General features: G+C 47.6%; 16 protein-coding genes. 7 read left to right on the forward strand and 9 right to left on the reverse strand.

What is annotated here, in order from left to right:
* The first annotated feature begins 239 nt into the window (after window positions 1-239).
* Window positions 240-2,018: a M4 family metallopeptidase gene (locus ACWGXJ_RS19880; RefSeq protein WP_452567459.1), complete on the forward strand. Its 1,779-nt coding sequence runs from the start codon at window positions 240-242 to the stop codon at window positions 2,016-2,018.
* A 466-nt stretch (window positions 2,019-2,484) separates the two neighbouring features.
* On the forward strand, window positions 2,485-4,284 hold the full coding sequence (locus ACWGXJ_RS19885; RefSeq protein WP_452567460.1) for a M4 family metallopeptidase: 1,800 nt from the start codon (window positions 2,485-2,487) through the stop codon (window positions 4,282-4,284).
* Between the two features lie 130 nt (window positions 4,285-4,414).
* On the opposite strand, the gene ACWGXJ_RS19890 is transcribed toward ACWGXJ_RS19885, so the two are convergent.
* Both ACWGXJ_RS19890 and ACWGXJ_RS19895 read right to left on the reverse strand, forming a co-directional pair.
* A complete protein-coding gene (locus ACWGXJ_RS19890; RefSeq protein WP_452567461.1) occupies window positions 4,415-5,194 on the reverse strand; it encodes a WIAG-tail domain in 780 nt (259 codons plus the stop codon).
* 113 nt (window positions 5,195-5,307) lie between these two features.
* Window positions 5,308-6,471, reverse strand: a complete 1,164-nt coding sequence (locus ACWGXJ_RS19895) for a glycosyltransferase family 4 protein (RefSeq protein ID WP_250260497.1) — start codon at window positions 6,469-6,471, stop codon at window positions 5,308-5,310.
* A gap of 205 nt (window positions 6,472-6,676) precedes the next feature.
* Between ACWGXJ_RS19895 and ACWGXJ_RS19900 the strand changes: the two genes are divergently transcribed.
* Together ACWGXJ_RS19900 and asd are read left to right on the forward strand one after the other, a co-directional pair.
* Window positions 6,677-7,804 carry a YheC/YheD family endospore coat-associated protein gene (locus ACWGXJ_RS19900; protein WP_452567462.1) on the forward strand — a complete coding sequence of 376 codons (1,128 nt, stop codon included), beginning with the start codon at window positions 6,677-6,679 and terminating at the stop codon, window positions 7,802-7,804.
* Window positions 7,805-7,892: 88 nt separating this feature from the next.
* Window positions 7,893-8,690, forward strand: a complete 798-nt coding sequence (asd, locus tag ACWGXJ_RS19905; protein ID WP_061830087.1) for an archaetidylserine decarboxylase — start codon at window positions 7,893-7,895, stop codon at window positions 8,688-8,690.
* Between the two features lie 171 nt (window positions 8,691-8,861).
* On the opposite strand, the gene ACWGXJ_RS19910 is transcribed toward asd, so the two are convergent.
* A complete protein-coding gene (locus ACWGXJ_RS19910; RefSeq protein ID WP_061830088.1) occupies window positions 8,862-9,647 on the reverse strand; it encodes a helix-turn-helix domain-containing protein in 786 nt (261 codons plus the stop codon).
* A gap of 179 nt (window positions 9,648-9,826) precedes the next feature.
* Here ACWGXJ_RS19910 and ACWGXJ_RS19915 point away from each other — a divergent pair, with 179 nt between their 5' ends.
* The gene (locus tag ACWGXJ_RS19915; RefSeq protein WP_452567463.1) at window positions 9,827-11,125 is read left to right on the forward strand and encodes an aminotransferase class I/II-fold pyridoxal phosphate-dependent enzyme; all 1,299 of its coding nucleotides are present in this window, start codon (window positions 9,827-9,829) and stop codon (window positions 11,123-11,125) included.
* 101 nt (window positions 11,126-11,226) lie between these two features.
* Here the strand turns inward: ACWGXJ_RS19915 and ACWGXJ_RS19920 are convergent, their stop codons facing one another.
* The gene (locus ACWGXJ_RS19920) at window positions 11,227-12,504 is read right to left on the reverse strand and encodes an ATP-binding protein (RefSeq protein WP_452567464.1); all 1,278 of its coding nucleotides are present in this window, start codon (window positions 12,502-12,504) and stop codon (window positions 11,227-11,229) included.
* A 206-nt stretch (window positions 12,505-12,710) separates the two neighbouring features.
* On the opposite strand from ACWGXJ_RS19920, the gene ACWGXJ_RS19925 reads away from it, so the two are divergent.
* The gene (locus ACWGXJ_RS19925) at window positions 12,711-12,827 is read left to right on the forward strand and encodes a YjcZ family sporulation protein (RefSeq protein ID WP_216637468.1); all 117 of its coding nucleotides are present in this window, start codon (window positions 12,711-12,713) and stop codon (window positions 12,825-12,827) included.
* Window positions 12,828-12,943: 116 nt separating this feature from the next.
* On the opposite strand, the gene ACWGXJ_RS19930 is transcribed toward ACWGXJ_RS19925, so the two are convergent.
* The 5 genes from ACWGXJ_RS19930 to ACWGXJ_RS19950 form a co-directional block, all read right to left on the reverse strand.
* Window positions 12,944-14,167 carry an ABC transporter permease gene (locus ACWGXJ_RS19930; RefSeq protein ID WP_061830125.1) on the reverse strand — a complete coding sequence of 408 codons (1,224 nt, stop codon included), beginning with the start codon at window positions 14,165-14,167 and terminating at the stop codon, window positions 12,944-12,946.
* 2 nt (window positions 14,168-14,169) lie between these two features.
* Window positions 14,170-14,916, reverse strand: coding sequence for an ABC transporter ATP-binding protein (locus tag ACWGXJ_RS19935; RefSeq protein WP_013311782.1), 747 nt, complete (start codon window positions 14,914-14,916; stop codon window positions 14,170-14,172).
* 18 nt (window positions 14,917-14,934) lie between these two features.
* Window positions 14,935-16,326, reverse strand: coding sequence for a DEAD/DEAH box helicase (locus ACWGXJ_RS19940; protein ID WP_061830094.1), 1,392 nt, complete (start codon window positions 16,324-16,326; stop codon window positions 14,935-14,937).
* A gap of 122 nt (window positions 16,327-16,448) precedes the next feature.
* On the reverse strand, window positions 16,449-17,228 hold the full coding sequence (locus ACWGXJ_RS19945; RefSeq protein ID WP_254329216.1) for an SDR family NAD(P)-dependent oxidoreductase: 780 nt from the start codon (window positions 17,226-17,228) through the stop codon (window positions 16,449-16,451).
* A 39-nt stretch (window positions 17,229-17,267) separates the two neighbouring features.
* On the reverse strand, window positions 17,268-17,726 hold the full coding sequence (locus ACWGXJ_RS19950; protein ID WP_061830098.1) for a chemotaxis protein CheX: 459 nt from the start codon (window positions 17,724-17,726) through the stop codon (window positions 17,268-17,270).
* 430 nt (window positions 17,727-18,156) lie between these two features.
* On the opposite strand from ACWGXJ_RS19950, the gene ACWGXJ_RS19955 reads away from it, so the two are divergent.
* Entirely contained in the window at window positions 18,157-19,059 is a 903-nt protein-coding gene (locus ACWGXJ_RS19955; RefSeq protein ID WP_023990132.1) for a LysR family transcriptional regulator, read from the forward strand.
* The last annotated feature ends 57 nt before the right edge of the window (window positions 19,060-19,116 follow it).

Raw genomic sequence — 19,116 nt, forward strand, 5'->3', positions numbered from 1 at the left:
CATTATTCTATTTTCTTTTTATACGACAGGAAAGGAGGAGTTTGTCACCTTTTTAAGCTACATGCTTCATACTGCAGTACCCTCTTTTCACGTACGCTTCATGAATAACACTTCGGTATTTCTCTTCATGTTCCATTTTCTTCTATTCCAGACGACAACACGACCTACATAAATGGCGCAATGCCTTATTCAAGACAGGATGATTCATCCTGACAATAATCGAGGAGAGTGAATTTTTAATGAAAAAAGTATGGGTTTCGCTTCTTGGAGGAGCTATGTTATTAGGGTCTGTCGCGTCTGGTGCATCAGCGGAGAGTTCCGTTTCGGGACCAACTCAGCTTACACCGACCTTTCACGCCGAGCAATGGAAAGCCCCTTCCTCGGTATCCGGGGACGACATTGTATGGAGCTATTTGAATCGGCAAAAGAAATCGTTGCTGGGTGCGGACAACTCTAGTGTACGTGAACAATTCCGAATCGTTGATCGCACAAGCGACAAGTCCGGTGTGAGCCATTATCGGCTGAAACAGTATGTAAACGGGATTCCCGTATATGGAGCTGAACAGACTATTCATGTGGGCAAATCTGGTGAGGTCACCTCTTACTTAGGAGCGGTGGTTACTGAGGATCAGCAAGCTGAAGCTACGCAAGGTACAACTCCAAAAATCAGCGCTTCTGAAGCAGTCTACACTGCATATAAAGAAGCAGCTGCACGGATTGAAGCCCTCCCTACCTCCGACGATACGATTTCTAAAGATGTTGAGGAACAAAGCAGTGTAAGCAAAGACACTTACTCCGAAGCAGCTAACAACGGAAAAACGCTATCTACTGATAAGGACGAGCTGAGTCTTGATAAAGCATCTGCCCTGAAAGATAGCAAAATTGAGGCGGTGGAGACAGAAAAAAGTTCCATTGCCAAAATCGCTAATCTGCAGCCAGAAGTAGATCCTAAAGCTGATCTGTACTTCTATCCTAAAGGGGATGACCTGCAGCTGGTTTATGTAACAGAAGTCAATGTTTTAGAACCTGCTCCACTGCGTACTCGCTACATTATTGATGCCAATGATGGCAGCATCGTATTCCAGTATGACATCATTAATGAAGCGACAGGCACAGGTAAAGGTGTGCTTGGTGATAGCAAATCATTCACCACGACGGCTTCCGGTAGTAGCTACCAGTTAAAAGATACAACACGCGGTAATGGTATTGTGACCTACACGGCCTCCAACCGTCAAAGCATCCCAGGTACCCTTCTGACCGATGCCGATAATGTATGGAATGATCCAGCCGGCGTGGACGCCCATGCGTATGCTGCCAAAACATATGATTACTATAAATCCAAATTCGGACGCAACAGCATTGATGGACGCGGGCTGCAACTCCGTTCGACAGTCCATTACGGTAGCCGCTACAACAACGCCTTCTGGAATGGCTCCCAAATGACTTATGGAGATGGGGACGGTAGTACATTTATCGCATTCAGTGGGGACCCCGATGTGGTAGGTCATGAACTTACTCACGGTGTCACAGAGTATACTTCGAATTTGGAATATTACGGAGAGTCCGGTGCATTGAATGAGGCTTTCTCGGACGTCATCGGCAATGACATTCAGCGTAAAAACTGGCTTGTAGGCGATGATATTTATACGCCAAACATTGCAGGCGATGCTCTGCGCTCTATGTCCAATCCTACGCTGTATGATCAACCAGATCACTATTCCGACTTGTATACAGGCAGCTCCGATAACGGTGGCGTTCATACGAACAGCGGCATTATCAATAAAGCCTACTATCTGTTGGCACAAGGTGGTACTTTCCATGGTGTAGCAGTAAATGGAATTGGCCGCGATGCAGCGGTCCAAATTTACTATAGTGCCTTTACGAACTACCTGACTTCTTCTTCCGATTTCTCCAACGCACGCGCTGCTGTGATCCAAGCAGCAAATGATCTGTACGGTGCGAACTCGGCACAAGCAACTGCAGCTGCCAAATCTTTTGACGCTGTAGGCGTAAACTAAATCATATACGCTATAACCCTCATATCCCGTCCATAGACCTTTGCCGTTGTGCAACTGTCACTTAGGCCTGCTCATAATGGACGAAAAAATAGGGGTGCAGTGTACAAGTCTGCGCCCCTTCCCCCCTTATTTATGGCGTTCCCTCAAAGGGGCGCCCTTTTCTTGTTCATTGAGTCCTTTCCGATCATTTTCGACTAGATAAGACAAATAAACAGTAAATCAGGGACTAAAGATTCATTTTGGGGTATTTTGTAAAATTAATCTTCTCGTTCGACAACCTCTGTGCTAATATCAGAGCCAGGACGATGAAATTGCAAAAAAAATAAACCTTAATATTTTACATAAGGTCATTTTTATCCAGCCTCTTCACGTTTCAAAGGAGCAACAAGACTTACATATATGACGCAAGACTTCTTCAAACAGGGTGTTTTTTACCTCAACATTAACTAGGGAGAGTGAGTATGAATTGAAGAAAGTATGGGTTTCACTTCTAGGAGGAGCTATGTTATTAGGATCTATAGCGCCCGGGGCCTCCGCAGCTGAAAATTCTGTTCCCGATCCGACTCAGTTTACACCAACATTCCAAACGGTGAACTGGAAGTCTCCTTCAACGGTAACAGGCGACAATCTGGTCTGGAGCTTTTTAAATCGACAACAAAAAACATTATTGAGTCTGGACGATACCCACATCGGTTCCCATGTGCGCGAGCAATTTCGTATCGTGGATCGCACCAGTGACAAATTTGGTACAAAGCATTATCGGTTAAAACAATATGTAAACGGAATTCCCGTATTTGGAGCCGAACAGACCATCCATGTGAACAAGTCTGGCCAAATCACCTCTTATTTGGGAGCGGTCATTTCAGAAGATCAACAAGCCGATGCCAAAGAAAATACAACTCCAAAAATCAGTGCTACTGAGGCTGTATATACCGCATATGAAGATGCAGCTATACGGGTTCACTCTCTCTCTTCCTCCGTCCAAATCGTTCCTGAACCTTACGAGGATACAAGTAGTGTAAGTAAAGACACTTACGAAAAGGCATCTAACAATGAATTATCAATCTCTGTCGATAAGGACTCCTTAGATTTGGATAAAGCAGTTGAACTGGAGAACAGTAAATTGGAAGTGGTAGAGCCTGCATCCTCTATCCCCAAGATTGCCAATCTGGAACCAAGTGTAGACCCTAAAGCAGAATTGTACATCTATCCCGATGGAGACTCAACACGTCTCGTCTATGTAACCGAAGTTAATACTTTACAGCCCGCTCTGCTGCGCACACGTTACTTTATTGACGCTAATGACGGAAAAATCGTATTCAAGTATGACATTCTTAACGAAGTGATCGGCACAGGGCGCGGTGTATTCGGTGATACCAAAACATTTGACACAACAGCTTCGGGTAAGAAGTATCAACTAAAAGATATGACTCGTGGTAAAGGAATCCTAACTTATAACGTCCACAACACCGAGACGCTCCCCGGCACCCTGTATACAGATTCCGATAACGTATGGGAAGATCCGGCTGCAGTGGATGCCCACGCTTACGCTATCCGCACTTATGATTATTACAAGGATAGATTTGGACGCGACAGCATTGACGGGCATGGCATGGCCATCGCTTCGGCAGTCCATTACGGCGCAAAGAACTACAATAATGCCCACTGGGGCGGCACTCATATGCTTTATGGAGACGGAGACGGCACGTTATTTGCCCCTTTTAGCAGCGACCTTGAAATTGTTGCCCATGAGCTGACACACGGTGTAACCGAGCATTCATCAGGGCTCGTGTATTTCGCTGAATCTGGTGCATTAAGTGAAGCCATCTCAGATATTATAGGCAACGACATTGAGCGCACCAATTGGGATTTCGGCAAAGTCGCTTATACCCCTAATATTAAGGGCGACGCCATTCGCTCCCTTTCCGATCCTGTCAAATACGGTCAAGTCGATCACTACAGCAATCTCTATCCTGATCCTAACAACGAGGATTATGGTGGAGCCCACATTAATAGTGGTATTATTAATAAAGCCTACTATCTACTGGCACAAGGAGGCACTTTCCATGGTGTCAAGGTAGATGGAATTGGACGTGATGCAGCCGTATATATTTATTATAATGCCTTCACCAATTATCTGACTTCCACGTCTAACTTCTCCACCGCGCGTGCCGCTGTGATCCAAGCGGCCAAAGATAGTTATGGTGAAAATTCAATAGCCGTAACCTCTGCTATGAAGTCTTTTGACGCTGTAGGTGTGAGATAAGTGAAATAATATAAATTTCCCCGGTATTACAAGTCTCCCCCCTTGTCTCTTATGTATACGGCGTCCCACTATGGGACGCCTTTTTTCTAGTATAAAGTTGATTATTGGTAATTATATTTCCGGCCTCTTATTATTGCCCCATCGCAATCCAAAGGACCAACCCTTCACATAGCGGACCTGAGTGTATGCGTTCCACAGTAAGTACTGCTGAATACCTCAGACGTTGTGTGACGGATACCATCACTCCCGGTATACTCGCATTGGCTGTGATTACATACTGTGTATCTATAAAAGGCTTCTCAAATACAACGCTCACTTCACCCCTATCCGCTTGTGCGGGGAGGTGAAAAGGAATGCTCCCATATTGAGGTGAAGCTATATGATCGTCAGAAGCCTCGTCACTGGTCGCTGATCCGTCGTGAATGACATTCAAGTTTAATTCTTTCGCCGTATCGAAAGCTTGATCGATATCTTGCTCAGACAAAACCACGCGTTGCTTTGGGCGCGGTCTTCCTTCAGCAATGTGAATACTGGTTATGGAACAATCCAGTAACGAATCTTGCTCTGACTGATCTTCCGTCGTAATAGACGGTTTGTCGTTATCCGTCCTGTATTCCGTATCTGACTCAGGCACTGACAACAGCAGTACAGATGCTCGATTCATCTGCATCGCTTCCTCTAGCGTTTTGGGGAGCTTATGCTTCTTCCATGCCGCTTCCTCTATAGCTTGAACCGATGTGTCCTTCTCTACGGGGGCAGGGACCGTTGCCGTTCCACGCTGGTTCGATTTATGACTGCCGGAAGTCGAAGTCGCTTTCTCCTTGTTAACACGGGGGGAGGGAACCGCATGGGAAAGGTTACGCCGTGCTGTTCTTTTATCCTTAGGGCTATGGTTCGTACGATGGTTCATGGTGACCGCTCCTTTGGCACAGGAGTGAACCAGCGGTCGCTCCGCTTCATTCACCCGGCTGGGAATCATGGCTAATGCCTATAAGATAGCCTATGCGTGTAACAGCACCTACGTCACTCCGCTACGCAGTCCGTTATGATTTGTGCCCAGCGTTGTGCTGAGTGTTGCCATAAAAATCGTCTCCGTACCTCGCCAAGCCCGGCTTCTCCCATCTGTCGTCGCAAGCTTGGTTGCTGGAGCAGCCTGATGATGGCATCGGCCATTTCCTGCTCACCGTGAGACGGATACACAAGCCAGCCTGTCTCGCCGTGTTGTACAACCTCTGGAATACCGCCGATTCGTGAAGCGACCACAGGCACTCCTGCCGCCATGGCTTCCAGATTGACCAGCCCGAAGGCCTCATCCTTCACTGAAGGAACAACGGTCACATCGGCTAGCTGATATAGCGAGGCCAATGCTGGATGCGGAACATAGTCCAGGAATTGCACATGCTTCCCCAACCTTAGTTTACGCATCTGCCGATGCAACGACGCCGTGTATGGCGTGAGACGGTCATGCCCGTAATAGGCACTACCTGCAATGAGCAGCAGTACGTCCGGGCAGGCGCGGACCACATGCCGCAGGGCCTTCAGCAGCCGGTGAACGCCCTTCCCTGGCATCAGTCTGCCCGCGAATAACATGATTTGGCGGCCTGACCAGCCGAAATCGTCCAATCGCGCCGATCTGGCTGCTTCTGCTGCTGGAGTCCACCGTGGCAGGAAATCGCCGGGATGGATACCCAGCTTGTTTATGACGATGCGCTCTCTGACGGCCTCGGGACAGTCAGAAGCTACGATTGCCCCCAAATATGCACTGTTCACGATAATGCGATCCATCGACAACAGCAGCCTGCCCATATCCTTCCGTTTGAGGTAAGGCTCCCGGATGAACGTGGTCGAATGCAAAGTCAGCACAACTCGGCTATCGGGCAAAGCCTCGCGAATTGCATACGCAACTGCCGGGCGGTTGTGTACATCTACTACCGCTGGTAACCATCTCTTTAAATCGGCAATCACCTCAGAAATATAACCTGTTCCCCGCGTATAACGCATGCAGGGAATTCCGTCGACATCGCCATGATCCGGTGCCTCAGCTCCCTTTATGCCATAGATCTGCGCTTGAAGCTCATGACTAGCCAGCGGTACCATGCGGGCAATTACCCGCTCCACAGAACTGCTGCGGGGCGAAGGTATAACAAAGGAGCCCGGTGTAACGACTGCTACCTTCGGCCTCTGCATCACCTCACCTACTTTCTGAGCTTATTCCAACACTCTTCAACACTCATCCTGTATCATATCGTCTGCCTCGCTGAAATGTGCCTCGCTTCTAACTTTGGGCTTACCGCAAGGCAAGCGTCCATGCCTGGCCGATCTTTGATACATATGATGGACTAGAATCACAGTATGATCAGTTGGAGTGACTACAAGGAGGGCGGACATACTCATGTTGCATGTCGGCGTCATGCTCAACCCGGCAACCTACCGGGGCATCCCCGCCATGAGGACGCGATATGAATCTATCGCCAATTACGAGGACGCCGGGTTAAGCTACGAGCTTATCCCCTGCTTTCTTCGTCTGGAGGATATTCATATAGCGACCGGAACATGCCGGGCTTTTGTTAAACACGGCAACGAGTATCGGCAGATGATTCTTCCGTTGCCGCCGGTCATCCACAATCGGACTCTCTATCGGCAAAATGAAAATGCTAGAGATATCAGCAAGCTTGTACAAAAGGGGTTCTATATTTTTAATGAACAAAACCGTTTCCACAAAGACCATATACATGCAATTCTGCAGGAAGACCCTTTGCTACGCATCCACCTTCCCACAACATTGCAAGGCAACCTTTCCTCCATCCATACCTTGATGGAAGAAACCGGAGATGTTGTAATTAAACCCAGTAGCGGTAGCGTGGGTAGAGGAATTATGCGTCTGCGGCATTCCCGCGGAGGCTGGACTTTGCAATGCGCTCATCCGGCTATACCTGAGCGTTGGTCCACCCTACGTTTGAATGTCGGAGAACTCCCATTATTTCTGCACAAGCGACTGCTGCAGGTGCCCCATATCGTACAGGAAACCATACCGCTTGCTTTGTACAACAATCGTCCGTTTGATGTCCGTGTGTCGGTTCAGCGCGGATATGGCGGTATCTGGGGTGTGACAGGCATGTATGCTAAAATTGCTCCTTCCCACACCTTCGTCTCCAATGTGGCACAGGGCGGTACGGCCCGTTCCTTACTAGAAGTGTTATCACAAACAGAGACAGTTCAGACTTCGAACGCAGTCCGGCTGATGAATGAACTGGAGCGACTCTCATTACAAATCGTGCACCGACTGGCACAAACCCTTCCCCGTCTCGCCGACGTCGGTCTGGATCTGGGAATTACCCATGAAGGCAAGATTGTTTTTATTGAATGCAACGGTCGTGACCAGCGCTATGGCTTCAGCCAGGCGGGCATGCACAATGTCTGGAAAGAAACATACTCTCAGCCGATGGCTTACGCTCGTTGGCTTCTCGAACGGATGCCTTCGTCAGACACCGAACGTTCACCAAACCGTCCACTGTATTGATTTACGTCACATTCTGTGTCAATATAGTTCAGAGCGGCCGGACAGGTTCCGGCCAAGACGGCTCGGAAATGAACAAGGGGGATCTGTAATGGCAAAACAGTGGCTGCGGCTCATGACGGAGCTATCATCGCGCAAGTGGGTGTGCCGGATTGTAGGCTCCTTCGCGCAAAGCGGTGCAAGCCGACTTTTTATCCCCACCTTTATACGTACGTACCAGATCCAGACGCATGAGGCGGAACAGGAATGGAAGGAATACCGTTCTCTAAACGCCTATTTTACACGCAAATTAAAAGCGGGCATGCGCCCGATTGATACGAACGCCGAGGTGATGACCAGTCCGGTGGATGCACGGATTACTTTCACTGGCCCAATTACGTCCGGCACTCTTTTAAATGTCAAAGGGCAGGACTATACGCTGGAAGAGCTTCTTAACCGCTCTCCGCGTCTTGAAAAATACACACACGGCTATGCTTTTGTGCTCTATCTCAGCCCGACGGATTATCATCGCATTCATGCACCAGTATCCGGTACGCTGGTAGAAAAAGAGCATCTGCGCGGCAAGGTATACCCAGTGAATGACTTCGGCTTGCAACATATGCGAGCAGTTCTTAGCCGCAATGAACGACAGATTACGTACATTGCCCACGAATATGGTGAGGTGGCGGTCGTCAAGGTTGGCGCAATGAATGTGAGTAGCATCAAATATACGGATGATAAGGCCGTCTCATGGACAAAAGGAGACGATCTCGCCTATTTCGAATTTGGATCAACTGTCGTTTTGCTAACTGAAAACGGCACGTTTGAGCCAGACCCCGCATTGAAGCTGGGGGATGCGGTGAAAATGGGACAACGTCTGGGTTGCTTTCGACACGATCCCAAAGCATAAGTGAATTTATCATAACAGGATTATAGCTACACATATGAGCATTGGGATCGGATGATGTTAAATTGCTCATATAAAAAAGGACCCGGCGTAACTGCCCGGGTCCTTTTTTGGAATTTATCCATTATATTCTTCACGCCTAAATCCGAAACAGCTTGTCCACCGTCCATAGCATTACCGGATCTCAGACGGACTTTTCCCCGTGTACTGCTTGAATTGGCGGCTGAAAAAAAAGATGTCACGGTACCCCAAAGCCTCTGCCACCTCGGTCACATTCATTCCGGCATGTAGTAATAGATGCTGTGCACGCTCAATCCGCATGCTGATAATATGAGATTGCGCGGAAACACCCAGTAGCTCCTTGAATTTAATTGAAAAATAACGCGGTGACAGCCCCGCTCGTGCAGCCAAATCCTCGACGCGATGAGGAAGTCCCGGATGCTGACGCACATAGTTGGCCGTTTCTCGAATGACCTCGGTGAGCTGGTTACTGGCTTGTTGCTCCTGAGGCTCCTTACGGTCCGCACGCAGCAGATGAATCATCAGTTGTTTCAGGATCAGCTTGCCTTCCTCATCAGCTCCGTAAGCACGCTCTAGGCGTAGTCTAACGTATCTGGCAAGCATATGCTCTACCTCGAACGTTTCCTCCAGCATACGGTAGCTTGCAGGAATTAGCTTTGGTTGTTCGATAAGATCAAAATGAATATAGGTAAGTATGAGCGGCTTTTGCGGGTTATGTGTGGCACGGGTATCATCCCCCGGCTTGAACAGGAAGCAGCTCCCCTTGCTCACCGGATACGACGTCCCGTTTAAGACCACTGTTCCTTCTCCGCTCCATACATAAAATAAATCATAGTTTGGCATCGGCTTCTCGCGTACCTGCCACTTCCAGCCCGGCTCGCACACAATTTTGGCGAAGGCCGACAACAGGATAAACGATGACGCAGATGTATCCAGCAAAATCTGCACCTCCTTTTGTTAATCTTTGGTTGTCCTCTATCCCGTTAATTTATAATATAAGCTCAGCGCCGTCATTAAGCAAAAAAATGCGCTTTTATGTTCCAGATGCTTTTGCGTGACGCTTACCGTGTGTAATGCTATAATATGTAATCAAAATGACTTGGAAGGATGAAACGGGAATGAATCCACTGGCAGCGCAGTTAAACCAAAACATTCAGACAGGCAACGAGCATGTATATCAAATGCTTTCTCTTTTAGGGAAAGAAATTTATTTCCCAAAAGAAGGGATTTTGAGTCAATCCGCAGAAGCAGGGAAGCTTGCTAAAAAGTACAACGCTACGATTGGCATTGCTACAGAAGGCAATGGTCCTATGCATTTGGAGGTCATTCAGGAAAAGCTGTCCGCTTACAATCCCAAGGATTTATACCCTTACGCTCCCCCTGCGGGCAAACCTGAACTACGTAGTGTATGGCGCGACAAAATGCTGAAGGAAAACCCTTCGTTGGCTGGAAAAAGTTACGGTCTTCCCGTAGTTACGAACGCGCTGACCCACGGTTTGAGCATCGTTGCCGACCTGTTCACGGATGAAGGGGATGCTGTCATTTACCCAGACAAAAACTGGGAAAACTATGAGCTGACTTTCGGTATTCGCCGTCATGGACGTTTGGTGAATTTCCCGTTGTTCACAGAGGATCAACGTTTTAATAGTGAAGGATTACGCGACGCTCTACTGGCACAGAAAGAATACGGCAAAGCGATCGTTGTGCTGAACTTCCCGAATAACCCGACAGGCTACACACCGGGAGTCGAAGAGGGTAAAGCAATTATTGCTGCCATCCAGGAAGCCGCGGAAGCAGGCATCAATGTCGTAGTTGTGACGGATGACGCTTATTTTGGTCTGTTCTTCGAGGACTCCCTGCACGAATCACTATTCGGTCAGTTAGCTGGACTTCATCCGAGAATTCTACCCGTCAAAATTGACGGAGCTACCAAGGAAGAATTTGTTTGGGGCTTCCGTGTCGGATTTATTACCTTTGCTTCGGAACATCAGGATGTACTGAGCGCACTGGAACAAAAAACATTAGGGATTATTCGGGCAACGATTTCGAGCGGTCCTCACCCATCTCAAACCTTCGTCCTGGATGCCCTCAAGTCAACAGACTTTGAACAACAGAAGAAAGAAAAGTTCCAGATTATGAAGGGTCGGGCTAATAAAGTCAAAGCGTTGCTCGATAGTGGAAAATACGGAGATGTATGGAGCTACTATCCTTTCAATTCGGGTTATTTTATGTGCCTCAAGCTGAACGGCTTGTCCGCTGAACGACTGCGCACACATTTGCTGGAACAATATGGGGTAGGGACGATTGCGCTGGGTGAATATGATCTCCGAATCGCATTCTCATGTATCGAGGAAGAGTATCTGGAAGACCTGTATGACATTGTTTACCGTGGCGCACAAGATTTGTTGAACGCCTAATAGGTAACAGATTAAATATAGCATCATTAGCGGTATGCCGGATGTTGCGGCATACCGCTTTTTAATGAGCTGAACCATTGTAAGTCACACTTCGCAACAAACTATCCTTCAGCAGCGAGCAAAGATTTCTGTGCGAGTGGCAGCAGGATGACGACCTCGGTTCCGACTCCCGGCTCACTCTCATAGTGTATACTTCCGTTCATAGCTTCAATGATTCGAAAGGAGACGACCGTTCCCAGTCCCGTTCCTACCTCTTTGGTTGAAAAAAACAAAGTACCCACTCGCTCTAGATGCTCCTGACTCATGCCTTTTCCCGTATCCCTAATATGCAGACATGCCTTTTCTTCCTGAATCGCCAGCTTTATGTATACCCTGCCCCCATCATCCGCAGCTTCGATCGCATTTTTCGTCACATGTATTAACGCCTGTAACAGCTGATTACGATCCATATGTACGTATATTTCATTCCTTAGCTCAGTATACAGTCTTACGCCTTGCTTGGTCGCCATCGGTTTCAAAAGCAAAACAATCTGTTGAACCATGCCAGACAGATCCATAAGCTCTGTGTTCCCAATCTGTGGTCTGGATAAGTTCAGATAGTCGCTAATAATTCTTTCAGCCCGATCGACCTCTGCTAGTGCCAAAGCAATATATCTGCGATTTTTCCCTTCTAGCCCTGACTGAACCATTTGCAGGAACCCTTTAACCACGGTCAACGGATTCCGTACTTCATGAGCCATAGAGGCAGCCAGTTCACCTAACGTATTCAGATGCTCAGCATATTTAATCTTTCTTCTCATTTCTTCCCGTTCCAAACTAAACTCCATCCAGAAAGAGGAGGCTCCAATGCTTAGGAATTGAATCACACCGAACCAGAGTATTGCCCGGATCAGCTCGACCTCATCCTTATCCAGCCTGCCATTGGCCCAGGAATGTATTAACAGAAATATAAGCATGGCAATATTGGTCCATATACTCATTAGCATATTCATGCCCACCCGAAGCAACATACTATTGAGCTGTATAAACTTTTTTCTCACCAAGAGAGGGCCCAAATAACACAACATCATGCTGGGAAAGCTCACCACCATAGACTCAGGATCTATATACATACGAGCCATCACCATCAGCGTTATATTCAGAAGCCCTGCCTTAGGACCAAAATATAAAACAGAGAGGATCAAAGGAACATATCGGAGATCCCAATATAATCCATACCAAATGTACGAAAACATAAGGCAAAGCACAGAAGACACACCCAGCACCCCTCCCATAAGCAACGGGGTATGTTTCCTATGCCGATGATCTGACAAAGCGCTATATACCAATAACGGTACAAACACAAGAAATATGTTCACGAGCAGCTTATCTACCAGCATCTCGTCTTTCCCACTTTCCAAGTGATAATGACTACGTACTTCTTCTATTCTCGATAATACGTGTCTTTTCCTCTATCCTCCCCTACATCTGATGAAAAATATAAGGCGATTCGGCAACGCACCTGAGCATTGGCCCACGCAATCTGAAAATCCAATTCATAAGATACGATGTATCCTTTATCACAATGACCGAGAGGAGAATGAGCATGGGAGCAGAAGAAACAAGAGGCGGTTACGGTGGTTACGGCGCATTCACAAGCACAGGAACAATTCTGGTACTGTTCATTTTATTAGTTATCATCAGCAAAACGCTCTTTATATAAGCAGGCGGAAATCTGCACCCACGGCTACGATAACAGCGAGCGTACAAAAAAGGCTAATTCGCAGACAGCTCTTGCTGCTTGCGAATTAGCCTTTACTTTATTCACATAGATACAAATTACACTTCTTCCTCATCCTGACCGTCCAAACGCCATTTTTTGGCTTGAGCGCCTCGTAACAAGAACACTACTGCAACTCCCCCAAGCAGCGTGAGCAGTGTAGACAGTAGATCTTCCGTTCCTTTTGCCAGAAAAGGAAGCCACAGAACCACAGCAGCCGGCAACGTCAACCGAACAACAAAGTCGAGAAAAGACGCACGACGACTATGCGCAGGAATCGGATATAACTGAAGCCACAACGAATCCTTGTGATACTGCTTTAGTGAAGTAACCTGTACACCAATGAGGAATATGAAAAATAAATATACTGCAATCCCAATCCAGCTAGCATGGGTGATATATATAATTAACAACCCCAGAATTCCAAGCCGAATGACAATACCTGCTGGCTCTGTACGCAGGAATGTCTTAAACAGCAGGTAACGATACGCTCCCCTTCTGTTCCAAGGTATGTTACCTCCCAACCAGGACAGCCAACGACGTGGCGTCACTCTCTGCGTAAGGGCGGGCACATCGACAAACCAGCCCAAAGTGCGCATCACCCGAGCAGCCTGCATACCCTCTGTACGAATCAGCTTTTCCCAAGCCACTAGCAGCTTGACCGGAAAACGCAGAACAAGCACGTACACCACACCGACCAATATGATAAATGGCACGCTGTGTAGTGGAGGCTGCCATAGCCATGCGGCTACCATCAGCACAGCCAACACCCACCGAAGCAGACGATAGCCTACACTCCCGCCAATCGATACCATGCGAAGCTCTTGCCAGCCGCCGTAACTGAATAGCAGCTTTAACAGCACAAACAGTAGCAGGGTCAGTAGCAACGGCTTAGGCGCCGCATCACTGCGAATATACAGCGGCCACACAATAATAGACAGCAATAGCAAACCGAATATTTTATACACCACACCCCGAATCCGGCTGGCCTTAAAATAATGGTGCATCGCGTGCTCCTGTGGACGGAGGAAAACAATATCCGCTGCGTTTAAATACGTACGAAAGCTCGCATGAGCAATCGGAATAGCCACAATAAGCATGATCCAGCGGATGGGCAAATCCGGTGGAGTATGCATTAGTAGCGACGTGTACCATGCGGCAAAGGCAATCAGCGCAAAGCCGAAGACCACCGCCAGACCGCTTTGAATGACATAGCCCAGATAGGGCAGCACCTGTCCCCAGAACGCTACACGTCTTTCTTTATGCAAACGTTGCAAATCCATGCTCATTCCCTGCCCTGTACCAGCTCATAAAATGCATCTTCCAGCGGCATGCCCGGCTTACCCGCCTGTGCTGTCACTTCGTCCAGCGTACCCTGTGCAATAATGGCACCCTGATGAAGTACAATGAAACGATCACAATAATTTTCAATCGTGGACAAAATATGAGAACTGAGCAGAATGGACGAACCCGAACGCTTCATCTCTAACATAAAGTCAAGCAGGGAACGAATACCCAGCGGGTCCAAACCCAAAAAAGGTTCATCTATGACATACAACGGCGGTCCCGCTAAAAATGCACACATAATCATCACTTTCTGGCGCATCCCTTTAGACAGATGCATTGACATACTCCCACTTTTATCCCGCATACGGAACAAGTCTAGCATTTGATCACTACGCGTGCGGAAATCTGCTTCGCTAACTCCGTACGCTCTGGCCGTGAATTCCATATGCTCCATCACCGTCATTTCAGGATACAGCTCTGGAGATTCAGGTACAAAAGCAATGGCTCCCTGATATTCCTCTGGATTCTCATCCTGCTTATGCCCCTGCACACGAATTTCTCCGGCCTGCGGTGTCATCAGGCCCAAAATATGCTTCATGGTCGTACTTTTCCCGGCCCCATTCAGACCGATCAGTCCTACCATTTCGCCCGGTTTCACATCCAGCGAAATTTGATGCAGCACCGGGCGCTTGGCGCTATATCCGCCGGTCAGTCCGTTAATTTGCAACACAGGCTGTTGTTCCATGGCTCCCCCTCTTCTCCCTTACTCGTTCGGTTTTGATCCTTTTTCCTTCAGCCATCTTGGTGCACCCTTGTTTTTGCGATCACGCTCGCGCTGTGCTTTTCCTGCTTTGGACAAGGCTGCTCCTTTGCTCTTTCCTGGAGCTGAACCGTTCGCGGAATTTCTGCCAGGACGTCCGTTTTCGGCACGAACAGGTGCCTTTCGGTCCTCCGCCGATGCTCCGTTAGATAAGGATCTAGCCTCGGATGGTCTTACAGGTGCACGCTTGGCATCCGCCGGACGCGGCACAACTACTCGACCTCCATGCAACGCACGCTCTGCGATGTCAATGCCCAGTTCACGGGAGAACTTGCGCATGATGAACGTTTCACGGTCGGTGACAACCGATGCCACTAATCCTTTGCGTCCCATCCGTCCTGTCCGTCCTGCACGGTGAACATAAGCTTGACTATCCGTAGCCGGGTCAAAATGAATGACCATTTCAAGTCCCTCAATATCCAGACCACGAGCTGCCACATCCGAAGCGACCAGTACTTTGAGCTTGTCCTCGCGGAATTTGGCCAACACGTTGCTACGCGTAACTTTATCCGCATCTCCATACAAGGACGCCGTAGTCAGCCCCATATGCTTAAGCTTGGCTTCAATCTCCCCAATGGCATTGGTCGTATTCACGAACACCAGCGCTTTTCTCGGATTAAAATGACGCACCAGACGGCGCAGCATATCCACCTTATCCCGTTCTTCAGATACAAAGTAATAGTGTTCCAGTCCACTAGCCGTCTTTTGGTCGGGATCAATCCCAATTTCTACGTATTCACGCATCTCCCGTTTTGCCAGCGACTGAATCTCATCGTTCAGCGTTGCGGACAGGAATACCAATTGACGATCACGTTGGGCGGTGCCCAATATGTTGGTTACATCGCCTGCTCCACCGAGCTGGAACATCTGATCCACCTCATCGATGACGATGGCTGTAATATTGTGCATTTTCAGCTTTTTCGAAGCGATGAGTTCCCGTACACGTCCTGGTGTACCCACGACAAGCTGTGGATGATCCTTGAGCTTTTCGATTTGACGTTTGATAGCCGCCCCACCAATCAGACCGAGTACACGGATTCCGCGATGCTCTCCGTAGCGCTGACCCTCACGTACAATTTGCATAGCGAGCTCCTGGCTTGGAGCTAGTATCAGCTTTTGCGTAGCCTTTTTCTGTGGATCAATCGCTTGCAACAGCGGCAGCAAATAAGCCAGTGTCTTGCCTGTGCCAGTTTGTGAGCGCGCCAATACATGCTTTCCCTTCATTATTTCCGGTATAGCCTCTGCCTGAACTGGCGAAGGCTGTGTAATTTCATGCTCAGTCAGTTTGTCCAACAGATCTTGTTCAACGCCGAGCGATTCAAAATTCAATGTCATGAAAAGGTCCAACCCCTATACGTAAATTCGTTACTCTCCATTATATGCGAAAATAGCCTTGTTACCAAATCACAAAAATAAAAGATGTCCCTCACCATAGCTAATGGCTTACGGGACATCTTTTATTTCTTATTCATCACACCATGACCCAGCCTATCGGTCAGTCTGGGAGCTAACTGATACAGCTTGAGAAAAGGAGATACCCACCGTGGCAGATTAACCTCCTCCTTGCGAAGCTCCATCGCTCTTACGATATGCCGTGCTACCTTATCTGGTTGTAGCATAAACCAGCTTACATTTCGAACATATCCTCCTGAAGGATCTGCCAGTTCAAAAAACGGTGTGTCAATCGGCCCCGGATTAATCGTCGTTACAGTCACTCCACTCCCGCGCAGCTCTTGCCGGAGCGCATTGCTGAAACCGAGCAACGCATGCTTCGTCGCCGTGTAAGAAGACGATTTGGCTGTCCCGATTTTCCCGGCCATTGATGCTACATTGACAATCTGTCCATGGCCCCGCTCTGTCATTTGCGGCAGAAACGCCTTGATGCAGCGAACAACACCCATGTAGTTCACGTCCATCATTTGTTCAAACTCCGTCAGATCGGTTTCATTAAAATACTCAAACTTTCCGTAGCCCGCATTGTTAAGCAATATATCGACCCGTCCGTACTGTTCCAATACTCGTGCAGCAACAGCCTCTACCTGCTCCTGGCGGGTGACGTCCAGTTGGATAAGCTCATGTCTGCCGCTGATTCCCGCAGATACTTGCTTCAGTCGCTCCTGCGAGCGTGCTGTTAAAATAGGAATCGCGCCCTTTTCGCTTAACAACTGAGCGCAAAGGGCGCCAATTCCACTGGATGCACCTGTAATCACAACTATCTTGTCCTGTAGTATATTCACGGTCATCCCTCCATATTAAAGAAACTTGCTCCTTTAATATTAAGAGATCATCACCTGAATATCCAGCTCACCGATTCCTTCCACCGTAAGCGGAATATAAAGGGCACGCTGAGGCACAAAAGTGGTCAAGTTTTCTGATTTCATGACCTGCGGAGGCGTAATATCCACAACAATTCCCTGACTGGACAAAATCGTACTGGCATTCCCACTAATCATATTGCCCAATTCTGAAATTGCGCTTTTTCCCATCTCATCAATTTCAGTCAACACAAATCCGCCCATCATCGCTGATACCATACGTAGCGCCACCTGTTCATTCAGGCCGAACACAATATTTCCGCTAAGCTGTCCGGTCATCCCGATCATAATCCAGATGTGGTCGTCCACCAGCTCGACATTTTTCACACCAAGATTTCCGGGTGAAGGAGATACTTGGATCAATTGTTCAATGACCCGTCGCGCCGACTCCAAAAAAGGATTTATCACTTCTGCCTTCACGATCAAAGCGCCCCTTTACGATGGGCTTTTAGACATACAACAAAAGTCCCATTTAAATTAGAATTTTTTAATTAAATATTACTGTAAAACGAATCGATCCTCAATAAAATGCTCTCTATATCACTTATCGACAGCTACCCGGTAATTTTTTATAGCTAAATCACAAAAAAATGTGAATAATGTCCTATATCTTTGCTTCTTACCGGTTTTAGATTGATTATTTTTGAAGGATATCAGGACTTTAGTCTTTATTCCCCAATATACCACACTTTAAGGTGCTCTGCTTCGATTCATTGCCCTTCCTGCTCGAATAACCTATAATTTAATGAAATAAAGCATAACGACGGTTTTACATATGAACCTATGGATTGGCTAAAAATATTCATTCTATACAGCTGCGACAAGATTAAGAAAAGAGAGGAGGAACTTCATGAACATCAGTCAACTTGAAACACTTATCATGATTTCCAAAACGATGAGCTTCCGCAAAGCCGGAGAACTTCTCAATTTGACGCAGCCGGCGGTGTCCGCCCAAATTAAAAGTCTAGAGGATGAGTTCAAAACCATTCTGATTGACCGCAACCAGCCTGTCACCCTGACCGACCGGGGAGCTGTTTTTTTGGAACACGCCGAGCGCATATTAGAGGTTGTTGAGGAATTAAGACAAAAATTATACGATCTAAACGAAACACCGCAGGGTCACATTGCGCTGGGCACCACAACATCCATCGCTATTCAAATTTTACCGCGCGTGCTTTCCTACTTTCAGGATCAGTTCCCTCTCATCAAAACCTCCATTCAATCCATGGCTTCCTCAATGATTTATCAGCAGGTGGAGAACGGACTTATTGATGTTGGCATCGGTTATCTGATTGAACGTAATCCCAATTTAAGCACTTCGGTTCTGTACTACGATTCCTTTGAGCTAGTCGTGTCTCCTACTCATCCACTGGCCTCACAACCACATGCTACCATTGAAGCCCTTCGGGAAATTCCGTTGATTCTGCTCTCTCCCGATACGGTGGGACGAAAATTCGTGGATGATGTATTTAAAAAGCACCAAATCGTACCTCATGTCGTGATCGAGTTGTCCAGCAGCGAGGAAGTCAAACGGATGGTCGAAATTAATCTCGGTGCTGCCATTATTTCCAGACTGTCGGTCACTTCTGAACTGCGTGCAGGCACATTAAAAATGATCCATATTCCCGAGCTGGAAGTTAGTCATCCGGTAGGAGTGATTTATAAATCCGGCCGATATCTAAACTCAGCCATGCAGCAATTTTTAAGTGATCTGAAGGGGATGCCGGAGACGAATTTCACCAGTTCTGAATAACGTAATTCGCTATGAACACCATACGAAATATAAACCCTGATTACGAAAGGAAGACAG

This window comes from Paenibacillus sp. S33, assembly GCF_053615415.1.